The organism is Streptosporangium subroseum, assembly GCF_900188345.1.
Lineage (GTDB): Bacteria > Actinomycetota > Actinomycetes > Streptosporangiales > Streptosporangiaceae > Streptosporangium > Streptosporangium subroseum.
This window is the reverse complement of the sequence record NZ_FZOD01000039.1, coordinates 54,824-69,937: the sequence shown is the minus strand read 5'-3', so window position 1 is coordinate 69,937 and position 15,114 is coordinate 54,824. Positions and strand designations below refer to the sequence as shown.

Here is a 15,114-nt window from a genome sequence, read left to right as displayed (position 1 = left end):
TCACCTAGCGGCCGGTGGCCCGGCCTTCCGGGCACCGGCCGCTTGCCGTCCTCTGGTGGAGCACGATGGATGAACTGATCAAATACGCTCCAGACCTGCTGAGAGGTTTTCTGCACAACGTGCAGCTCTCCGTCGTCTGCGCGATCCTGTCGCTGGTTCTCGGCACGGTTCTGGTGTCCATGCGGGTCTCGCCGACGCCGGTCCTGCGGGCGGCGGGAACGACCTACATCAACGTCGTACGGAACACGCCACTGACCCTGGTCCTGGCCTTCTCCGCGCTCGGTCTCAGCGACACCCTCGGCCTGACCTTCTCCCAGGAGCCGAGCAGCAACGCCTTCTGGCTGGTGTCGCTGGGGCTGTCGGTCTACACGGCGAGCTTCGTCTGCGAGGCGCTGCGCTCGGGCATCAACACGGTCTCGCTGGGACAGGCCGAGGCGGCCCGCGCGATCGGGCTCACCTTCTTCCAGTCCCTGCGGATGATCATCCTTCCGCAGGCCTTCCGCGTGGTCGTCGCCCCGCTGGGCAGCGTGATGATCGCCATGATCAAGAACACCACCGTCGCGATGGCGGGCGGCTATCTGGCGGAGTCGGCGTTTGTCATGAAGGACACCTTCGACACGACCGGCGCCTCGATCCCCATCTTCCTGGGGATCGTCGTCGCCTTCATGGTGGTAACCCTGCCGATCGGCTTCTTCACCAGCTGGCTGGCCAACCGTCTGGCGGTGGTCCGATGAGTTCCCAGGCGAATGTGCTGTTCGACGCGCCGGGGCCGCGAGCGCGGCTGCGCAACAACGTCCTGACCCTGCTCGCGACCGTCGCGCTGGTGGCGATCGCCTACTTCGTCTATGCCAGGTTCGACGCGAAGGGCCAGTGGGAGGGCAGGATCTGGCGGCCGTTCATCGAGGCCTCCACCTGGGTGGACTACATCATTCCCGGTCTGCTCGGGACCCTGAAGGCCGCGGGACTCGCCGCGGTGCTCGCGCTGGTATTCGGCGTGGTCTTCGGTCTGGCCCGGCTCTCCGACCACAAATGGATCAGAACGCCCGCGGCCGCGGTTGTCGAGATCTTCCGCTCGATCCCGCTCCTGCTCCTGATCTTCTTCATCTTCTATCTCCTGCCCAGCCTGCTCGGGGGCGGCGACTACACCCTGATCGCGCTCGTGGCCGGTCTGACCCTCTACAACGGTTCGGTGCTGGCCGAGATCGTCCGCGCCGGCATCCGCGCCGTTCCCCCGGGGCAGTCGGAGGCGGCCTACGCGATCGGGCTGCGCAAGGGTGGCGTGATGCGTCTGGTCCTGCTCCCGCAGGCCGTCACGGCGATGATGCCGGCGATCGTGAGCCAGTTCGTCGTACTGCTCAAGGACACGGCGCTCGGTTACATCATCGCCTACGTCGACCTGCTGAACATGGGCTTCAAGATCATCCCTGCCGTCAACTTCGGGTCTCTCATCCCCGCCGCGATCGTCATCGGGATCATCTACGTCGGCCTCAACATGACGCTCAGCGCCCTGGCCACCGCGCTGGAGAAGCGCAGCCGCCGCAGTCGTAAGACCTCGGCCCGGCCCATCGTCCCGCCCGGGGCGGTCATGGGCGCCGGCGGTGCCACCATCGCGGTCGACTGAGATCTGCCCCCGTCTCCTCGTCGTTTCCCGCCTCCCCGATCACCCGCTGGGAAAGCAACCTCCGGGGAGGCGGGAAAACCTCCCCGGAGGGGGCGAACAGGAGACGTGGGCGCAGGGCAGCCGTTCTCACCGCTCTCCCGCCCACCTCCGGATATGCGATCCATCCCCTGCGATGACTGTCTTCATCGCGTTCTTCTCCGCCCCGGACACGCGCCCCGCCTCACGTGAAGACACCTGCGGACACGGGATGAGCGCCATACCGGCGACACGCGGCGCGTTATCGGGCAGGATTGCGGCATGTCCCCCGAGCAGGTCGTCCTGCCGTACTCCACCTGGCCTTCTCCGATCTCCACCTCCGGCGTGGCCCGGTCAGGGCTACGCCTCGGGTTCCCGACGACGCTCGGCGACGAGGTGTGGTGGACCGAGGACCGCCCCACCGAGGGCGGGCGGACCACGATCGTGCACCGGAGCGCCGACGGCACGCACCACGAGCTGCTGGCCGCGCCGTGGAGCGCCAGGACGCGGGTCCACGAGTACGGCGGGCGCTCCTACGCGGTGGTCCCCGGCGAGGGCGTGGTCTTCACGAACTTCGGCGACCAGCGGATCTACCTGCTGGCACCCGGCGCCGAGCCCCGGCCGATCACCCCCGAGCCCGAGCTCCGAGCCGGGCTCCGCTACGCGGAGATGACCGTCCACGACGGGCTGATCTGGTGTGTCCAGGAGCGGCACCACCCCGACGGCCGGGTGAGCCGTTCGATCGTGTCCATCCCGCTGCACGGCGAGGCCGAGCCACGTGAGCGGGTCAGCGGGAGTGACTTCTACGCCTCCCTCACGATCTCCCCCGACGGCGAGCACCTGGCCTTCGTCTGCTGGAACCATCCGCGCATGCCGTGGAACGGCACCGAGCTGCGCGTCACCCGCCTGTCCGACGGCAGTTCCTGGACGGTCAAGGGTGGATCCGCCGAGTCGGTGCTCGCCCCGCAGTGGCGTGATGAGCGGCACCTCTATCTGATCTCCGACTGGTCGGGCTGGTGGAACCTCTATCAGGTGGAGATACATGGCACGGCGTCCCAGGCGCTCTACCCGGTGGAGGAGGAGTTCGCCGGGCCCCTGTGGCAGCTCGGCGCCCTGCCGTACGCGGTGCTGGCCGACGGAAGTCTCGCGGTCCTGCACGGGCAAGGTGACCTGCGGCTAGGCGTCTTCGACCCGGGAAGCGGCGTGCTGAGCGACCTGGACGTGCCCTATGACGGCTGGGATCCGGTCCTGGCCACCGACGGACACTCCCTGGTCGCGATCGGGTACGGCCCGACGCTGCCCCGCTCGATCGTCCGGGTCGACACCATGACCGGGCAGGTGGAGGAGCTCCGCCGCGACGTCGACGTGCTGCCCGACACCGCCTATCTGCCGCGCCCCCAGGCCGTGGAGATCGAGGGCCGGTTCGGCCGCCCGGTGCACGCGTTCGTCTATCCGCCGTCTAACCCGCAGGCCCGCGGCGAGGGCGCCCCGCCGTACGTCGTGTTCGTCCACGGCGGTCCCACCGGGCACAGCACCAGCGCGCTCGATCTGGAGAAGGCATTCTTCACCAGCCGGGGCATCGGGGTGCTCGATCTCAACTACGGCGGTTCCACCGGCTACGGCCGTGCCTACCGCGAACGGCTGCGCCGCCAGTGGGGCGTGGTCGACGTCGAGGACTCGGTCGCCGCGGCCGAGTGGCTGGCGGGGAAAGGTCTGGCCGATCCGGAACGGATCGCGATCCGGGGCGGCAGCGCGGGCGGCTGGACGGTCATGGCGGCCTGCTGCGCGTCCAGCGCGTTCGCCGGCGGCGTCTCCTACTACGGGGTGAGCTCTCTCCTCCCGTTCAACGAGACCACCCACGATTTCGAGTCCCGCTACGTCGAGTGGCTGGTCGGCCCCGCCGATCCCGCCCTGTACGGCTCGCGCGAACCCCTCGGCCGGGTCGCCGGGGTGACCTGCCCCATGCTGCTCCTGCAGGGCCTGTCCGACCCGGTGGTTCCCCCCGCCCAGTCCCAGGCCTTCGCCGACGCCCTCGCCGAACGCGGTGTCCCCTGCACCTACCTCACCTTCGAGGGCGAGGCCCACGGCTTCCGCCGAGCCGAGACCCGCAGCGCGGCCCTGGCCACCGAGCTCGCCTTCTACCAGCAGATCTTCCGCGCCTGACATCCGGATCGCCTACCGGCAGGCCCGCCGTACCTGGTGCCCGGGTCGCATATCGGCGGACCTCCCATGCCCTGACGTCCTGGTCGTCCTCGATCGCCCTTGGTCGCGCAGCCCCGACCGGTGTCGCCGGTCGCATGCGGCGCGCTATCGGGCGAACTCGGTGGACCGGGACTCGCGGACGACCGTGATGCGGATCTGGCCGGGGTAGGTGAGCTCCTCCTCGATCTGCTTGGCGACGTCGCGGGCGATCACCTGCGCCTGGATGTCATCGACCGCCTCCGGCTTCACCATGACCCGGATCTCGCGGCCCGCCTGCATGGCGAAGACCTTCTCGACACCCTCGTAGGAGACGGCGATCTCCTCCAGACGCTCCAGGCGCTTGACGTAGGCCTCCAGAGACTCGCGGCGGGCGCCCGGACGGCTACCGCTGATCGCGTCGGCGGCCTGGGTGAGGACCGCCTCGACGGTTTTGACCTCGACCTCGTTGTGGTGGGCCTCGATCGCGTGGACGACGTCCTCGTGCTCGCCATAACGCCTGGCGATCTCGGCACCGATGAGTGCGTGGCTGCCCTCGACCTCGTGGGTGAGGGCCTTGCCGATGTCGTGCAGCACCGTGCAGCGCTTGAGCAGCGTCGCGTCCAGCCGTAGCTCAGCCGCCATGATCCCGGCGATGTGGGCGGACTCGATGAGATGACCCAGCACGTTCTGGCCGTAGGACGTGCGGTAGCGGAGCTGGCCGAGCAGAGTGATCAGCTCGGGGTGCATCTCGGTGATGCCGAGCTCGACCAGGGCGTCCTCACCCGCGCGCACGCACAGCTCCTGGACCTCGGCCTTGCTGCGCTCATGAGCCTCCTCGATGCGCTGGGGGTGGATGCGCCCGTCAAGGACGAGCTTCTCCAGCGTCAGCCGGGCGGTCTCCCTGCGGACCGGATCAAAACATGACAGCAGCACCGCTTCGGGCGTGTCGTCAATGATCAGGTTGACCCCGGTGGTCGACTCGAAGGCCCGGATGTTGCGGCCCTCACGGCCGATGATGCGGCCCTTCATCTCGTCACCCGGCAGGTGCAGGACGCTGACGACGGACTCGGCGGTCTGCTCGGTGGCCACGCGCTGGACCGCCAGTGTGACGATCTTGGTGGCGCGCTTCTCGCCCTCCTTGCGGGCCTCGCCCTCGATCTCCCGGACGATCAGCGCGGCCTCGCGCTTGGCCTGGTTCTCGATCTCCCTGACCAGCTCAGATCTGGCCTGGTCGCTGGTGAGTCCGGATACTCGCTCCAGAATGGCCTTGCGTTCCTGGGAGACCCGGTCGAGGTCCTCGCGGCGGTCGGCCAGCTCGGTCTCGGTCTCGGCGAGCTTGCGGGCCCGTTCGGCCTGGCGTCTGGCCTCCTCGTCAAGGCGCTGCTCACGCTCGGCCAGCCGGTTCTCCCTGCGCTCAAGGTCGGAGCGGAACTCCTTGAGCTCGTATTTCAGCACCCGGCCCTCGGCCTCCGCCTCCTTACGCAGCTCGGCTGCGGCCTCGACCGCGGCCTCGGACCTGCGCAGGATCTCTCCGGCATCGCTCTCCGCCTTGGCGCGGATATCGGTGGCCTCGCTCCGGGCCTTCTCCAGCTCGGCGAGGATCTCCGCCTCCTGCTCGGGAGAGGGACCACTGATCTTGTTGCCCGCCTCGCCGATGCGACGCAGCAACACGATCAGCACGGTTATCGTCATCACGGCAAGAGCCACAACCGCCACTACTGCCAACGTGACGACCACAACCGGATCCATACGCGCCTCACCTTCCTCGCGTCGCAGACATCAAGCACGCGAGGGGTCACACCCACGGCACGGAAAGCACAGACGGTGGCGCCATCAGGACAGATGTCAACCTAGGACCCGCTCCGCACCAGCTGTTCCCGCCGGTCCATCGCCCGCCCGCACCGCCAAGCCAGCTCATCCGTAATGCACCGCTATGACAATCCGCACTGCGCGGAGTAACTCCTCACTGGAGTTGAGATTAAGCGTCAGAGAGGTAACGAGCAAGCAAAGACCCGCTGTTAAGCAGCTTTGGGCTAGTCGAGCGGATAGTCCACATCGACGGGAAAAGCAGGGGTTTCCGGCTCCTCGTCCTCCAGGGCTTCACGGATCACCCTAAAGGCCAGGCCGGGACCGTATCCCTTTCTGGCAAGCATTCCGGCCAGCCTCCGGGTCCTGACCGCGGGCTCCAGATTGCGGGTGGCCGAGAGCTTACGCTCCACAAGGCGGCGGGCGGTCTCCACCTCTTGCTCGGGGTCGAGCTGCTCCACCGCTTCCTTCACGACGTCTTCGTCCACCCCGCGGTGACGGAGCTCCGAGGCGAGGGCCCTGCGGGCGAGACCTCTCCCGGCATGACGCGAACTCACCCAGGCGGCGGCGAAAGCCTCGTCATCGATGAGCCCGACCTCGGAGAACCGCTCAAGCACGGCCTCGGCCGCCGCCTCGGGCACCTCACGCTTGCGCAGTGCCTCCGCGAGCTGAGCCCGGGTGCGCGGCGCCATGGTCAGCAGTCGCAGGCAGATCCCCCGTGCCACCGCCTCCGGGTCGGCGGCGGGCCCCCGGCTCGCCGGTGACCCCTCGACCGGCCCGTCGGGAACGATCCCCTGAGAGTCGCCTCGCGACCGCTTTCTGCCGCCCGCGTCCTTGCCGCCGGTAAATCCCTCCCAGGCGCCCGGCTGATCCCTGCGCGAACGCCGCGACCGTCCGCTTCCTCGCCTGCTCGCCCCGGAAGAACCGGCCTCCGGAACGTCGGGCCAGGCGCCCCAGTCTCTCGGCCCGGCCGCGTCGGCCGGACCGGAGTCAGGTCCCATCATCGTTTATCAGCTCAGATCAGACGTCACCTGGCTTGACGTCAACCAGCGTCTTGGAGGCGGCGGCCTTGGCACCACGACCGGACGGGGCGGAGGCCGGAGCCGGAGCGGCGGGCGGCGGAGTGGCCGGAGTGTCGACGCGGGGGCCGACGCCCAGCTTCTCCTTGATCTTCTTCTCGATCTCGTTGGCCATGTCGGGGTGGCTCTTCAGGAAGGTGCGGGCGTTCTCCTTGCCCTGTCCGAGCTGGTCACCCTCGTAGGTGTACCAGGCACCGGACTTACGGACGAAGCCCTGCTCGACGCCCATGTCGATCAGGCCACCCTCGCGGGAGATGCCGACACCGTAAAGGATGTCGAAGTCGGCCACCCGGAAGGGCGGGGCCATCTTGTTCTTGACGACCTTCACCCGGGTGCGGTTGCCGACCGCCTCGGTGCCGTCCTTCAGCGTCTCGATGCGGCGGATGTCGAGACGGACCGAGGCGTAGAACTTCAGCGCCTTTCCACCGGTCGTGGTCTCGGGCGAGCCGAACATGACGCCGATCTTCTCTCGGAGCTGGTTGATGAAGATCGCGGTGGTGTTGGTGTTGTTGAGCGCACCGGCGATCTTGCGCAGCGCCTGGGACATCAGACGAGCCTGGAGGCCGACGTGGCTGTCGCCCATCTCGCCCTCGATCTCGGCCTTGGGCACCAGTGCCGCGACCGAGTCGATGACCAGCAGGTCAACGGCACCGGACCGGATCAGCATGTCGGCGATCTCCAGCGCCTGCTCTCCGGTGTCGGGCTGGGAGACGAGCAGCGCGTCGGTGTCGACGCCGAGCTTCTGGGCGTATTCGGGGTCGAGCGCGTGCTCGGCGTCGATGAACGCGGCGATGCCGCCTCCGCGCTGGGCGTTGGCCACCGCGTGCAGGGCGACCGTCGTCTTGCCGGAGGACTCGGGGCCGTAGACCTCGACGACACGACCGCGCGGGAATCCGCCGATGCCGAGGGCGATGTCGAGCGCGATGGAACCGGTCGGGATCACTTCGATGGGCGCACGGACCTCGTCGCCCAGTCGCATGACGGAGCCCTTGCCAAACTGACGCTCGATCTGAGCGAGCGCGGTCTCGAGCGCCTTCTCGCGGTCGTTAGCTGCCATGGAAGCCCCCTGGAGGGTTGCGGGTTGAATCGGTTGCCAGAAAGCTACGGGGTGCCACCGACATTTTTGGAAGGGCACGCCACGCGCGACGGCATGTTCAATATAGCCGAACGACTGTTCGATCGTAGCCCAATGGCATCACGTGTTCCCAGGGGGCGCAGGGCGGGGTTTCCGGGGTGATCCAAGCCACGCAAGCCCGGACACAAGCCACGGCAAAACCCACAGCAAGTCACAGTAAACAACAGCAAGCCGCGCACAGGAGGCGGCGAGCCCCATCCCGGAAGCGACATTCCTGGGAATTCCGCCGGACCTGTTGTCACCGAGCTGACCTGGGGTGATCCTGAAGGCAAAGGATCCCGAGGTGCCCTAAGTGCCCAGCGCGTTTACGCAGCAACGCCTAGCCCATCTTGAGTCCCTGGCCGCCGAGCTGCCCGAGCGAGGGCTGGTCGGCCGCATGCTCGGGGGCGACGACCCCGTGCTCTGGGTGTGGCATCCGGGCAGCGGGAGACAGACGATCGTCTTCGCCACCCCGGCCAAGGACGGCTGGCTGTTTCTGTGGTCGCCGGCCGGCCAGGAGAGCGCCGACGATCCCGGTCACGTGGCCGACTCGGTCGGAAAGCTGCTCGGCACCAATCCCTAGCGCAACCGGCCCGGGAACCCTTCAACATCGGCTCCTGGCGTGGCCGGGCTCGGAAACCGCTCGGCACACCCTTGGCGCCACCGAGCGGGAGAGCCCTAGGCGCCGGCCCTGGCGCAACCGGACGGGAACCCGTCCGACACGCGACTTCGGCGCATCCGAGCCGGTAAGCCACCACACAACGCCGTATCCGATCCGGTGATCCTTTGCGTCGTCCTCAGCGCAATCTGGGAGAGACGTCGGTCACCCCGCACACGGCGTGCCAGACCTCCTTGGCCGCGACGCCGTCGGCCAGTGCCTGGAACGCGGTCCGGCCGCCCAGGTCGGCGATGACGTAGTCGCGAGCCCATGACTCAGCGTACGGATCGCCGAAGTGCAGCTTCATCCGCTTCCAGAACTCCGACAGGCGCATACCCCAAGTATGGGTCCCAGCGAGCATGGAACCGTCGCCCGCGACGAAACTTCGCCTGGCCGTCAGAACCTTTCCGAACGCCCGCCGGAGCCCGTCGAGACGTCGGAGAAGGCGGGGTCGATCAGAGAACGCGGGAGCCGTACATCTCGCCGAGCGGGTCGGCGAGCAGTTCGAGGCGGGCTCCGTCGGGGTCCATGAAGTAGATCGAGACACCGCTCTCGACCTGGTGCGGAACGCCCGCGGCCTCCAGCTTGCCCCGCAGTCGCTCCCAGGCCGCCGGTTCCACGGAGATGGCGATGTGGTGGAGCCCGCCGAGAACCTCCTTGTAGGGACCGAGGTCCAGGCCGGGAAAGTCGAAGAAGGCCAGCAGGTTGCCGTTGCCGATGTCGAAGAAGAAGTGGTTGGACCCCTGGTAATCGCGGTTCTCGATGATCTCCGTCAGGGGAAACTCCAGGAGGTCCTGATAGAAGGCGATCGTCGTCTCGACGTCTGAGGAGATCAGGGCGAAGTGGTGCAGACCTCTCGCGCTGCTCTGCGGGCGATGCTCCCTCAGGTGCTCTGCCCTGATCCGCTCGCGTGCCGCCTCGATGGCCGGATAGTCGATGCTCACCGTTAGCTCACCGTTCACTACGTCGTATGTTCGTCGAACCTCTGGCTATGAGACCGGAGAGGGCCAACCTATCCCGGCGGCCACCTCACGATGAATCGACCCCTCGGGGATTTATAGGGAAATGCCCGTTTATGGGGATGCAAACCAAGCTATAGGGATGTATACCCAGCGACAGCGGTGCCGGGCTTCACCGCGGGCGCGTCGGTGCGCTCACCTCGTACGGCCCGGCCGCCGGTGGCGGATTCTGTCGGTGGGGGCAGGCAGTATGGAGCCGTGACCCGGATGGAACGGTCGAGCCGGCACAAGGGGGAGGCGCGTGATGAGCAAGGCGGACCACGGGCCTGCGAGTGGTGACGGGGCGCTCGATCACTTCACCCAGATGACCAGAGACTGGTTCACCGGGGCCTTCGCCGCACCCACCGCCGCCCAGGAGGGCGCCTGGTCGTCGATCGCCCGAGGCGACAACACCCTGGTGGTCGCGCCCACCGGATCCGGCAAGACGCTGGCCGCCTTCCTGTGGTCACTCGACCGGCTGGCGTCGGAGCAGTCCTCCGTCGTCCACGTACCCGCCGCGGAGATCAAGGATGGGCGAAAGCGGTCCAGGAAGGACTCCACGAAGGACGAGCCCCCACGGCGGTGCCGGGTTCTCTACGTGTCACCGCTCAAAGCCCTGGCGGTGGACGTCGAGCGCAACCTCCGGGCGCCCCTGGCCGGGCTGAAGCAGACCGCACGGCGACTCGGTCTCCCGGTGCCGGACATCTCGGTGGCGATCCGGTCGGGCGACACCTCTCCCGAGGAGCGGCGCCGGTTCGCCGCCAAACCCACGGACATCCTCATCACGACCCCCGAGTCGCTGTTCCTGCTGCTGACCAGTCAGGCCCGCGAGGCGCTGCGCGGTGTGGAGACGGTCATCATCGACGAGGTGCACGCGGTGGCGGCCACCAAGCGCGGCGCGCACCTGGCCCTCAGCCTGGAGCGGCTCGACGCCCTGCTGGCCCGGCCCGCACAGCGTGTCGGCCTGTCTGCGACCGTGCGACCGGTGAGCGAGGTGGCCGCCTTCCTCGGCGGCCCCCGCCCGGCGACCGTGGTCCAGCCGCCCTCGGAGAAGGTGATCGAGGTCGAGGTGATCGTGCCGATCGAGGACATGACCGAGCTCGACACGCCCCCCTCCCCCGCCGGGTCCGATGACGACCTGTGGCCGGCCGAGCCCCCGGCCCGGCGGTCCATCTGGCCGCACGTCGAGGAGCGGCTGTTCCACCTGATCGGCAACCATCGTTCGACGATCGTGTTCGCCAACTCCCGGCGGCAGGCCGAGCGGCTCTGCACCCGTCTCAACGAACTGGCCTGGGAGCGTCGGACCGGCGACCCGGAGCAGGCCGGGCAGGCGGGATCGAACGCGCAGACCATGCCGCCCGGCCAGGCAGGGCGGGCCGGGCAGTCCTGGCAGGAAGAGCAGACAGAGCAGGGAGAGCAGACGGGGTCGGCCGAACAAACGGGACAGGCAGGGCCGAACGGACAGGAAGGACCGACCGGGCAGGAAGGACCGACCGGGCAGACGGGGCCGAGCGGACAGACGGGGCCGGCCGGGCAGGCAGGGCCTATCGAGATGACCGAGCAGACGGGGCCGGTGCACTGGGCGAAGGGGTTCCCCGGCCCTCCTGCATCCATCTCCACCCCGGCGGCGATGATGGCGCAGGCGGGGGCGGCCAAGGGTGTGATTCCGGAGATCGTGCGGGCCCACCACGGGTCGGTGTCGAAGGAGGAGCGGTCCCAGATCGAGGAGGCGCTCAAGTCCGGGCGGCTGCCCGCCGTGGTCGCGACCTCCAGCCTGGAGCTCGGCATCGACATGGGCGCGGTGGATCTGGTGGCCTGCGTGGGGGCGCCGCCGAGTGTGGCGAGCGGCCTGCAGCGGATCGGCAGGGCCGGGCACCAGGTGGGAGCCGTCTCACGGGGTGTGATCTTCCCCAAATACCGCGGAGACCTGGTCCAGACGGCCGTGGTGGCCGAGCGGATGAGAACTGGGGAGATCGAGGATCTCCGTTACCCGCGCAACCCGCTCGACGTGCTCGCCCAGCAGATCGTGGCGATGACGGCACTGGACGAGTGGACGGTGGACGAGCTGGAGAGCGTGGTACGGCGCGCCGCGCCGTACAGGACCCTCCCCCGGAGCGCGCTGGAGGCGACACTCGACATGCTCGCCGGGCGCTATCCGAGCGAGGAGTTCGCCGAGCTGCGGCCCCGCATCGTCTGGGACCGGGTCACCGGCACGCTGCAGGGCCGTCCCGGAGCTCAGCGGCTGGCCGTCACCAACGGCGGCACGATTCCCGACCGCGGTCTGTTCGGCGTGTTCCTGGTCGGGGAGAAGTCCTCCCGGGTGGGCGAGCTGGACGAGGAGATGGTCTACGAGTCGCGTGCCGGAGACGTGTTCGTGCTGGGCGCGACCTCCTGGCGGATCGAGGAGATCACGGCCGACCGGGTGCTGGTCACCCCGGCCCCCGGGCAGCCGGGCAAGCTGCCCTTCTGGCACGGCGACACCGCGGGCCGCCCGGCGGAGCTGGGGAGGGCGATCGGCGCGTTCCTTCGCGAGATGTCCTCGGCGGGCGCGGACGCCGGAGCCGAGCAGGGCTCCACGACAGACGCGGGCCCCGGAACGAAGCCCGGCTCGGACGGGCGATCGGCGAAGCGGGAAGAGCCCGTGCAGGACAGGACACGAGACTCGGCACCGAACAAGGCGCGGGACGGGGCGGACTCGGCGCGGGACGGGGCGCTGGGGCGGATCAGGGCGGCGGGGCTGGATGAGTTCGCCGCGACCAACCTGCTGTCCTATCTGGCGGAGCAGCGGCAGGCCACCGGATACGTCCCGGACGACAGGACGCTGCTGGTCGAGCGGTTCCACGATGAGCTGGGCGACTGGCGGGTCGTGGTGCATTCGCCGTACGGCGCGAGGGTGCACGCGCCGTGGGCGCTGGCGATCGGGCGGCGGCTGCGGGAGCGCTACGGCGTCGACGTGCAGGCCATCCACTCCGACGACGGGATCGTCCTGCGCATCCCCGACACGCTCTCCGATCCCCCCTCGGACGTCGCGATCTTCGATGCGGAGGAGATCGAGCAGATCGTCACCGAGGAGCTCGGCGGCTCGGCGCTGTTCGCGGCGCGCTTCAGGGAGTGCGCGGGGCGGTCGCTGCTGCTTCCGCGCCGCACGCCCGGCAAGCGGACCCCGCTCTGGCAGCAGCGGCAGCGGGCCTCGCACCTGCTCAACGTGGCCAGCCGCTACGGCTCGTTCCCCGTCGTGCTGGAGACGATGCGCGAGTGCCTGCAGGACGTCTTCGACGTGCCGGGGCTGGTGCGGCTCATGCAGGACGTCGCGGCGCGGCGGGTCAGGCTGGTCGAGGTCGAGACCGCCCAGGCGTCGCCGTTCGCGGCATCGCTGCTGTTCAACTACATCGGCGCGTTCATGTACGAGGGGGATGCTCCCCTGGCGGAGCGCCGCGCCCAGGCCCTCTCACTCGACACGAGCCTGCTGGCCGAGCTGCTGGGCCAGGCGGACCTGCGCGAGCTGCTCGATCCCGACGTGATCGCCGACACCGAGCGTGAGCTGGCCCGGCTGGACCGTCCGCTCCGTGACGCCGAGGCCCTGGCCGACCTGCTCCGCTCGCACGGCCCGCTGCTCGCGGCCGACGTGAGCCTGCGCGAGGGCGATCCGGCGTGGCTGGCCGAGCTGGAGACCGCCCGGCGGGCCATCAGGGTGCGGGTGGCCGGGCAGGAGCAGTGGGCGGCGATCGAGGACGCCGCCCGGCTGCGTGACGCGCTCGGCGTGCCGCTGCCCGTGGGGGTGCCGCACGCGTTCCTGGAGCCGGTGGAGGATCCGCTCGGCGACCTCGTCGCCCGGCATGCCCGCACGCGCACTCCCTTCCTCGCCGGTACGGCCGCCGCCAGGTTCGGCCTCGGCCCCGCGGTCGTCACCGACACGTTGCGTCGCCTGGCCGCCTCCGGGCGGGTGGTGAACGGGGAATTCCGGCCCGGCGGGCGCGGTGAGGAGTGGTGCGACGCCGGGGTGCTGCGGATGCTGCGCCGCAGGTCCCTGGCCCGGCTCCGCAAGGAGGTGGAGCCGGTCTCCGCCGAGACTCTGGCGGCCTTCGCCCCCGCCTGGCACGGCATCACCGGTTCCGCACAGAGGGGCAGGCCGCCGATCGACGCGCTGGTGGGCGCGATCGAGCAGTTGCAGGGTGCGGCGGTGCCCGCGTCGGCGCTGGAGACGTTGATCCTGCCTTCGCGGGTGCCCGGCTACGACCCGTCCCTGCTGGACGAGCTGACGTCCTCGGGCGAGGTCATCTGGGCGGGGCAGGGATCGCTGCCGGGCGGAGACGGCTGGGTGGCGCTGTATTTCGCGGACACCGCCCCCCTGCTGATGCCCGGTCCGGCCGAGATCACCCTGACCCCGGTGCACGAGGCGATCCTGGAGGTTCTCGGCGGCGGAGGCGCGCTGTTCTTCCGCGAGCTGGCGAGCCGTACCGGCTCTCTCCTGACCGGTTCGGTCACCGGCGACATGCCCCTGGCCGCGGCGGTGTGGGATCTGGTGTGGTCGGGGCGGATCACCGGCGACACGCTGGCCCCGCTGCGGACCACGCTCGGCACGGGGCGTCCCGCGCACCGCCCGGCTCCCACGCGGAGACGGCGGGCGGTGCTGCCCACCCGGAGCGGGCCTCCGACCGTGGGCGGGCGCTGGTGGCTGCTGCCCGGCCCGGCCGACGACACGACCCAGCGGGCGCACGCCCAGGCCGAGGTGCTGCTCGAACGGCACGGTGTGGTGACCAGGGGCGCGGTCACCGCCGAGCGGTTGCCCGGCGGGTTCGCCGCCGTTTACCAGGTGCTCCGCGCGTTCGAGGAGAGTGGCCGGTGCCGCAGGGGCTACTTCGTCGAAGGTCTGGGCGGCGCCCAGTTCGCCCTCCCCGGCGCCGTCGACCGCATGCGCGCCACCCTCATGCCACCGCCGACCACGACGCCCGACCCGTGGGGCGGGCGCGAACCGGCCCGGGACACGCGGCGGGTGGTGGTGCTGGCGGCGACCGACCCTGCCAACCCGTACGGCGCGGCCCTGCCGTGGCCCGCCCATCCGGGCGAGGTGTCCCACAAGCCGGGGCGGAAGGCCGGATCACTCGTCGTGCTCGTGGACGGGCATCTGGTGCTCTACGTCGAGCGCGGCGGCAAGACCCTGCTCTCCTTCGTCGACGGCGACCGCCTCCAACCCGCCGTGGACGCCCTGGCGCTGGCCGTGCGCGACGGCGCCCTCGGCAAGCTCACCGTGGAGCGCGCGGATGGCACGGCCATCAACGACTCCCCGCTGGGAGCCGCACTGGAGTCGGCCGGGTTCCACCCGACTCCCCGAGGGCTGCGCCTGCGGGCCTGAGAAGACCCTGGAAAGACTCGTCGGCCGCCGTCGACCTGATCGACAGCGTGGTCACCGGCGCTGACGACGCCGTCCCGGAGACGTTCGAAGGACATCTGGGCCTTCGCCCGTCGTCGGTTTCGCGCGGCCGAATATGTCTCCCCGTCTTCCCGAATCCCGTCCGGGTCTCCTACCGTGGACCTTCGGGGCACAGCTTGTGGATCACTCAGATGCGAACGGAGGTTCGGCGCGCAGGCGGATGACCGACAGCTGTGGGTGGGTATCTCCAGAAAAGCGCGCATCTCCCCAG

The 15,114-nt window shown here is 69.6% G+C and carries 10 protein-coding genes; 5 read left to right on the top strand and 5 right to left on the bottom strand.

From position 1 onward, the window contains the following. Positions 1-65: 65 nt before the first annotated feature. The 3 genes from CHC08_RS30710 (at position 66) to CHC08_RS30700 (ending at position 3,799) form a co-directional block, all read left to right on the top strand. On the top strand, positions 66-734 hold the full coding sequence (locus tag CHC08_RS30710; protein WP_089210865.1) for an amino acid ABC transporter permease: 669 nt from the start codon (positions 66-68) through the stop codon (positions 732-734). Further along, complete coding sequence (locus tag CHC08_RS30705; protein ID WP_089210864.1) at positions 731-1,621, top strand: amino acid ABC transporter permease; 891 nt, start codon at positions 731-733, stop codon at positions 1,619-1,621. The genes CHC08_RS30710 and CHC08_RS30705 overlap by 4 nt, the downstream gene beginning before the upstream one ends. 297 nt (positions 1,622-1,918) lie before the next feature. Next, positions 1,919-3,799: a S9 family peptidase gene (locus tag CHC08_RS30700; protein ID WP_089210863.1), complete on the top strand. Its 1,881-nt coding sequence runs from the start codon at positions 1,919-1,921 to the stop codon at positions 3,797-3,799. Between the two features lie 144 nt (positions 3,800-3,943). On the opposite strand, the gene rny is transcribed toward CHC08_RS30700, so the two are convergent. The 3 genes from rny to recA form a co-directional block, all read right to left on the bottom strand. Then, positions 3,944-5,566, bottom strand: a complete 1,623-nt coding sequence (rny, locus tag CHC08_RS30695) for a ribonuclease Y (protein ID WP_089210862.1) — start codon at positions 5,564-5,566, stop codon at positions 3,944-3,946. Positions 5,567-5,850: 284 nt separating this feature from the next. Further along, on the bottom strand, positions 5,851-6,627 hold the full coding sequence (recX, locus tag CHC08_RS30690; protein WP_245878660.1) for a recombination regulator RecX: 777 nt from the start codon (positions 6,625-6,627) through the stop codon (positions 5,851-5,853). Positions 6,628-6,643: 16 nt separating this feature from the next. Continuing rightward, the gene (gene recA, locus CHC08_RS30685) at positions 6,644-7,759 is read right to left on the bottom strand and encodes a recombinase RecA (RefSeq protein ID WP_089210861.1); all 1,116 of its coding nucleotides are present in this window, start codon (positions 7,757-7,759) and stop codon (positions 6,644-6,646) included. Between the two features lie 370 nt (positions 7,760-8,129). Here recA and CHC08_RS30680 point away from each other — a divergent pair, with 370 nt between their 5' ends. Then, a complete protein-coding gene (locus CHC08_RS30680; RefSeq protein ID WP_089210860.1) occupies positions 8,130-8,399 on the top strand; it encodes a hypothetical protein in 270 nt (89 codons plus the stop codon). A gap of 214 nt (positions 8,400-8,613) precedes the next feature. Here the strand turns inward: CHC08_RS30680 and CHC08_RS30675 are convergent, their stop codons facing one another. Both CHC08_RS30675 and CHC08_RS30670 read right to left on the bottom strand, forming a co-directional pair. Then, positions 8,614-8,808 (bottom strand): DUF3046 domain-containing protein, encoded by a 195-nt coding sequence (locus CHC08_RS30675; protein WP_089210859.1) that lies wholly within the window; start codon positions 8,806-8,808, stop codon positions 8,614-8,616. Between the two features lie 121 nt (positions 8,809-8,929). Beyond that, positions 8,930-9,418 carry a VOC family protein gene (locus CHC08_RS30670; RefSeq protein WP_089210884.1) on the bottom strand — a complete coding sequence of 163 codons (489 nt, stop codon included), beginning with the start codon at positions 9,416-9,418 and terminating at the stop codon, positions 8,930-8,932. 319 nt (positions 9,419-9,737) lie between these two features. Between CHC08_RS30670 and CHC08_RS50860 the strand changes: the two genes are divergently transcribed. Continuing rightward, on the top strand, positions 9,738-14,825 hold the full coding sequence (locus CHC08_RS50860; protein WP_420823592.1) for an Lhr family helicase: 5,088 nt from the start codon (positions 9,738-9,740) through the stop codon (positions 14,823-14,825). Positions 14,826-15,114 lie beyond the last annotated feature (289 nt).

What these genes read in the sequence shown, in the direction of transcription:
- CHC08_RS50860 (WP_420823592.1), top strand. Translation starts at nt 9,738, where the DNA reads ATGAGCAAGGCGGACCACGGGCCTGCGAGTGGTGACGGGGCGCTCGAT.
- CHC08_RS30705 (WP_089210864.1), top strand. Translation starts at nt 731, where the DNA reads ATGAGTTCCCAGGCGAATGTGCTGTTCGACGCGCCGGGGCCGCGAGCG.
- CHC08_RS30700 (WP_089210863.1), top strand. Translation starts at nt 1,919, where the DNA reads ATGTCCCCCGAGCAGGTCGTCCTGCCGTACTCCACCTGGCCTTCTCCG.
- CHC08_RS30675 (WP_089210859.1), bottom strand. Translation starts at nt 8,808, where the DNA reads ATGCGCCTGTCGGAGTTCTGGAAGCGGATGAAGCTGCACTTCGGCGAT.
- recA (WP_089210861.1), bottom strand. Translation starts at nt 7,759, where the DNA reads ATGGCAGCTAACGACCGCGAGAAGGCGCTCGAGACCGCGCTCGCTCAG.
- recX (WP_245878660.1), bottom strand. Translation starts at nt 6,627, where the DNA reads ATGATGGGACCTGACTCCGGTCCGGCCGACGCGGCCGGGCCGAGAGAC.
- rny (WP_089210862.1), bottom strand. Translation starts at nt 5,566, where the DNA reads ATGGATCCGGTTGTGGTCGTCACGTTGGCAGTAGTGGCGGTTGTGGCT.
- CHC08_RS30710 (WP_089210865.1), top strand. Translation starts at nt 66, where the DNA reads ATGGATGAACTGATCAAATACGCTCCAGACCTGCTGAGAGGTTTTCTG.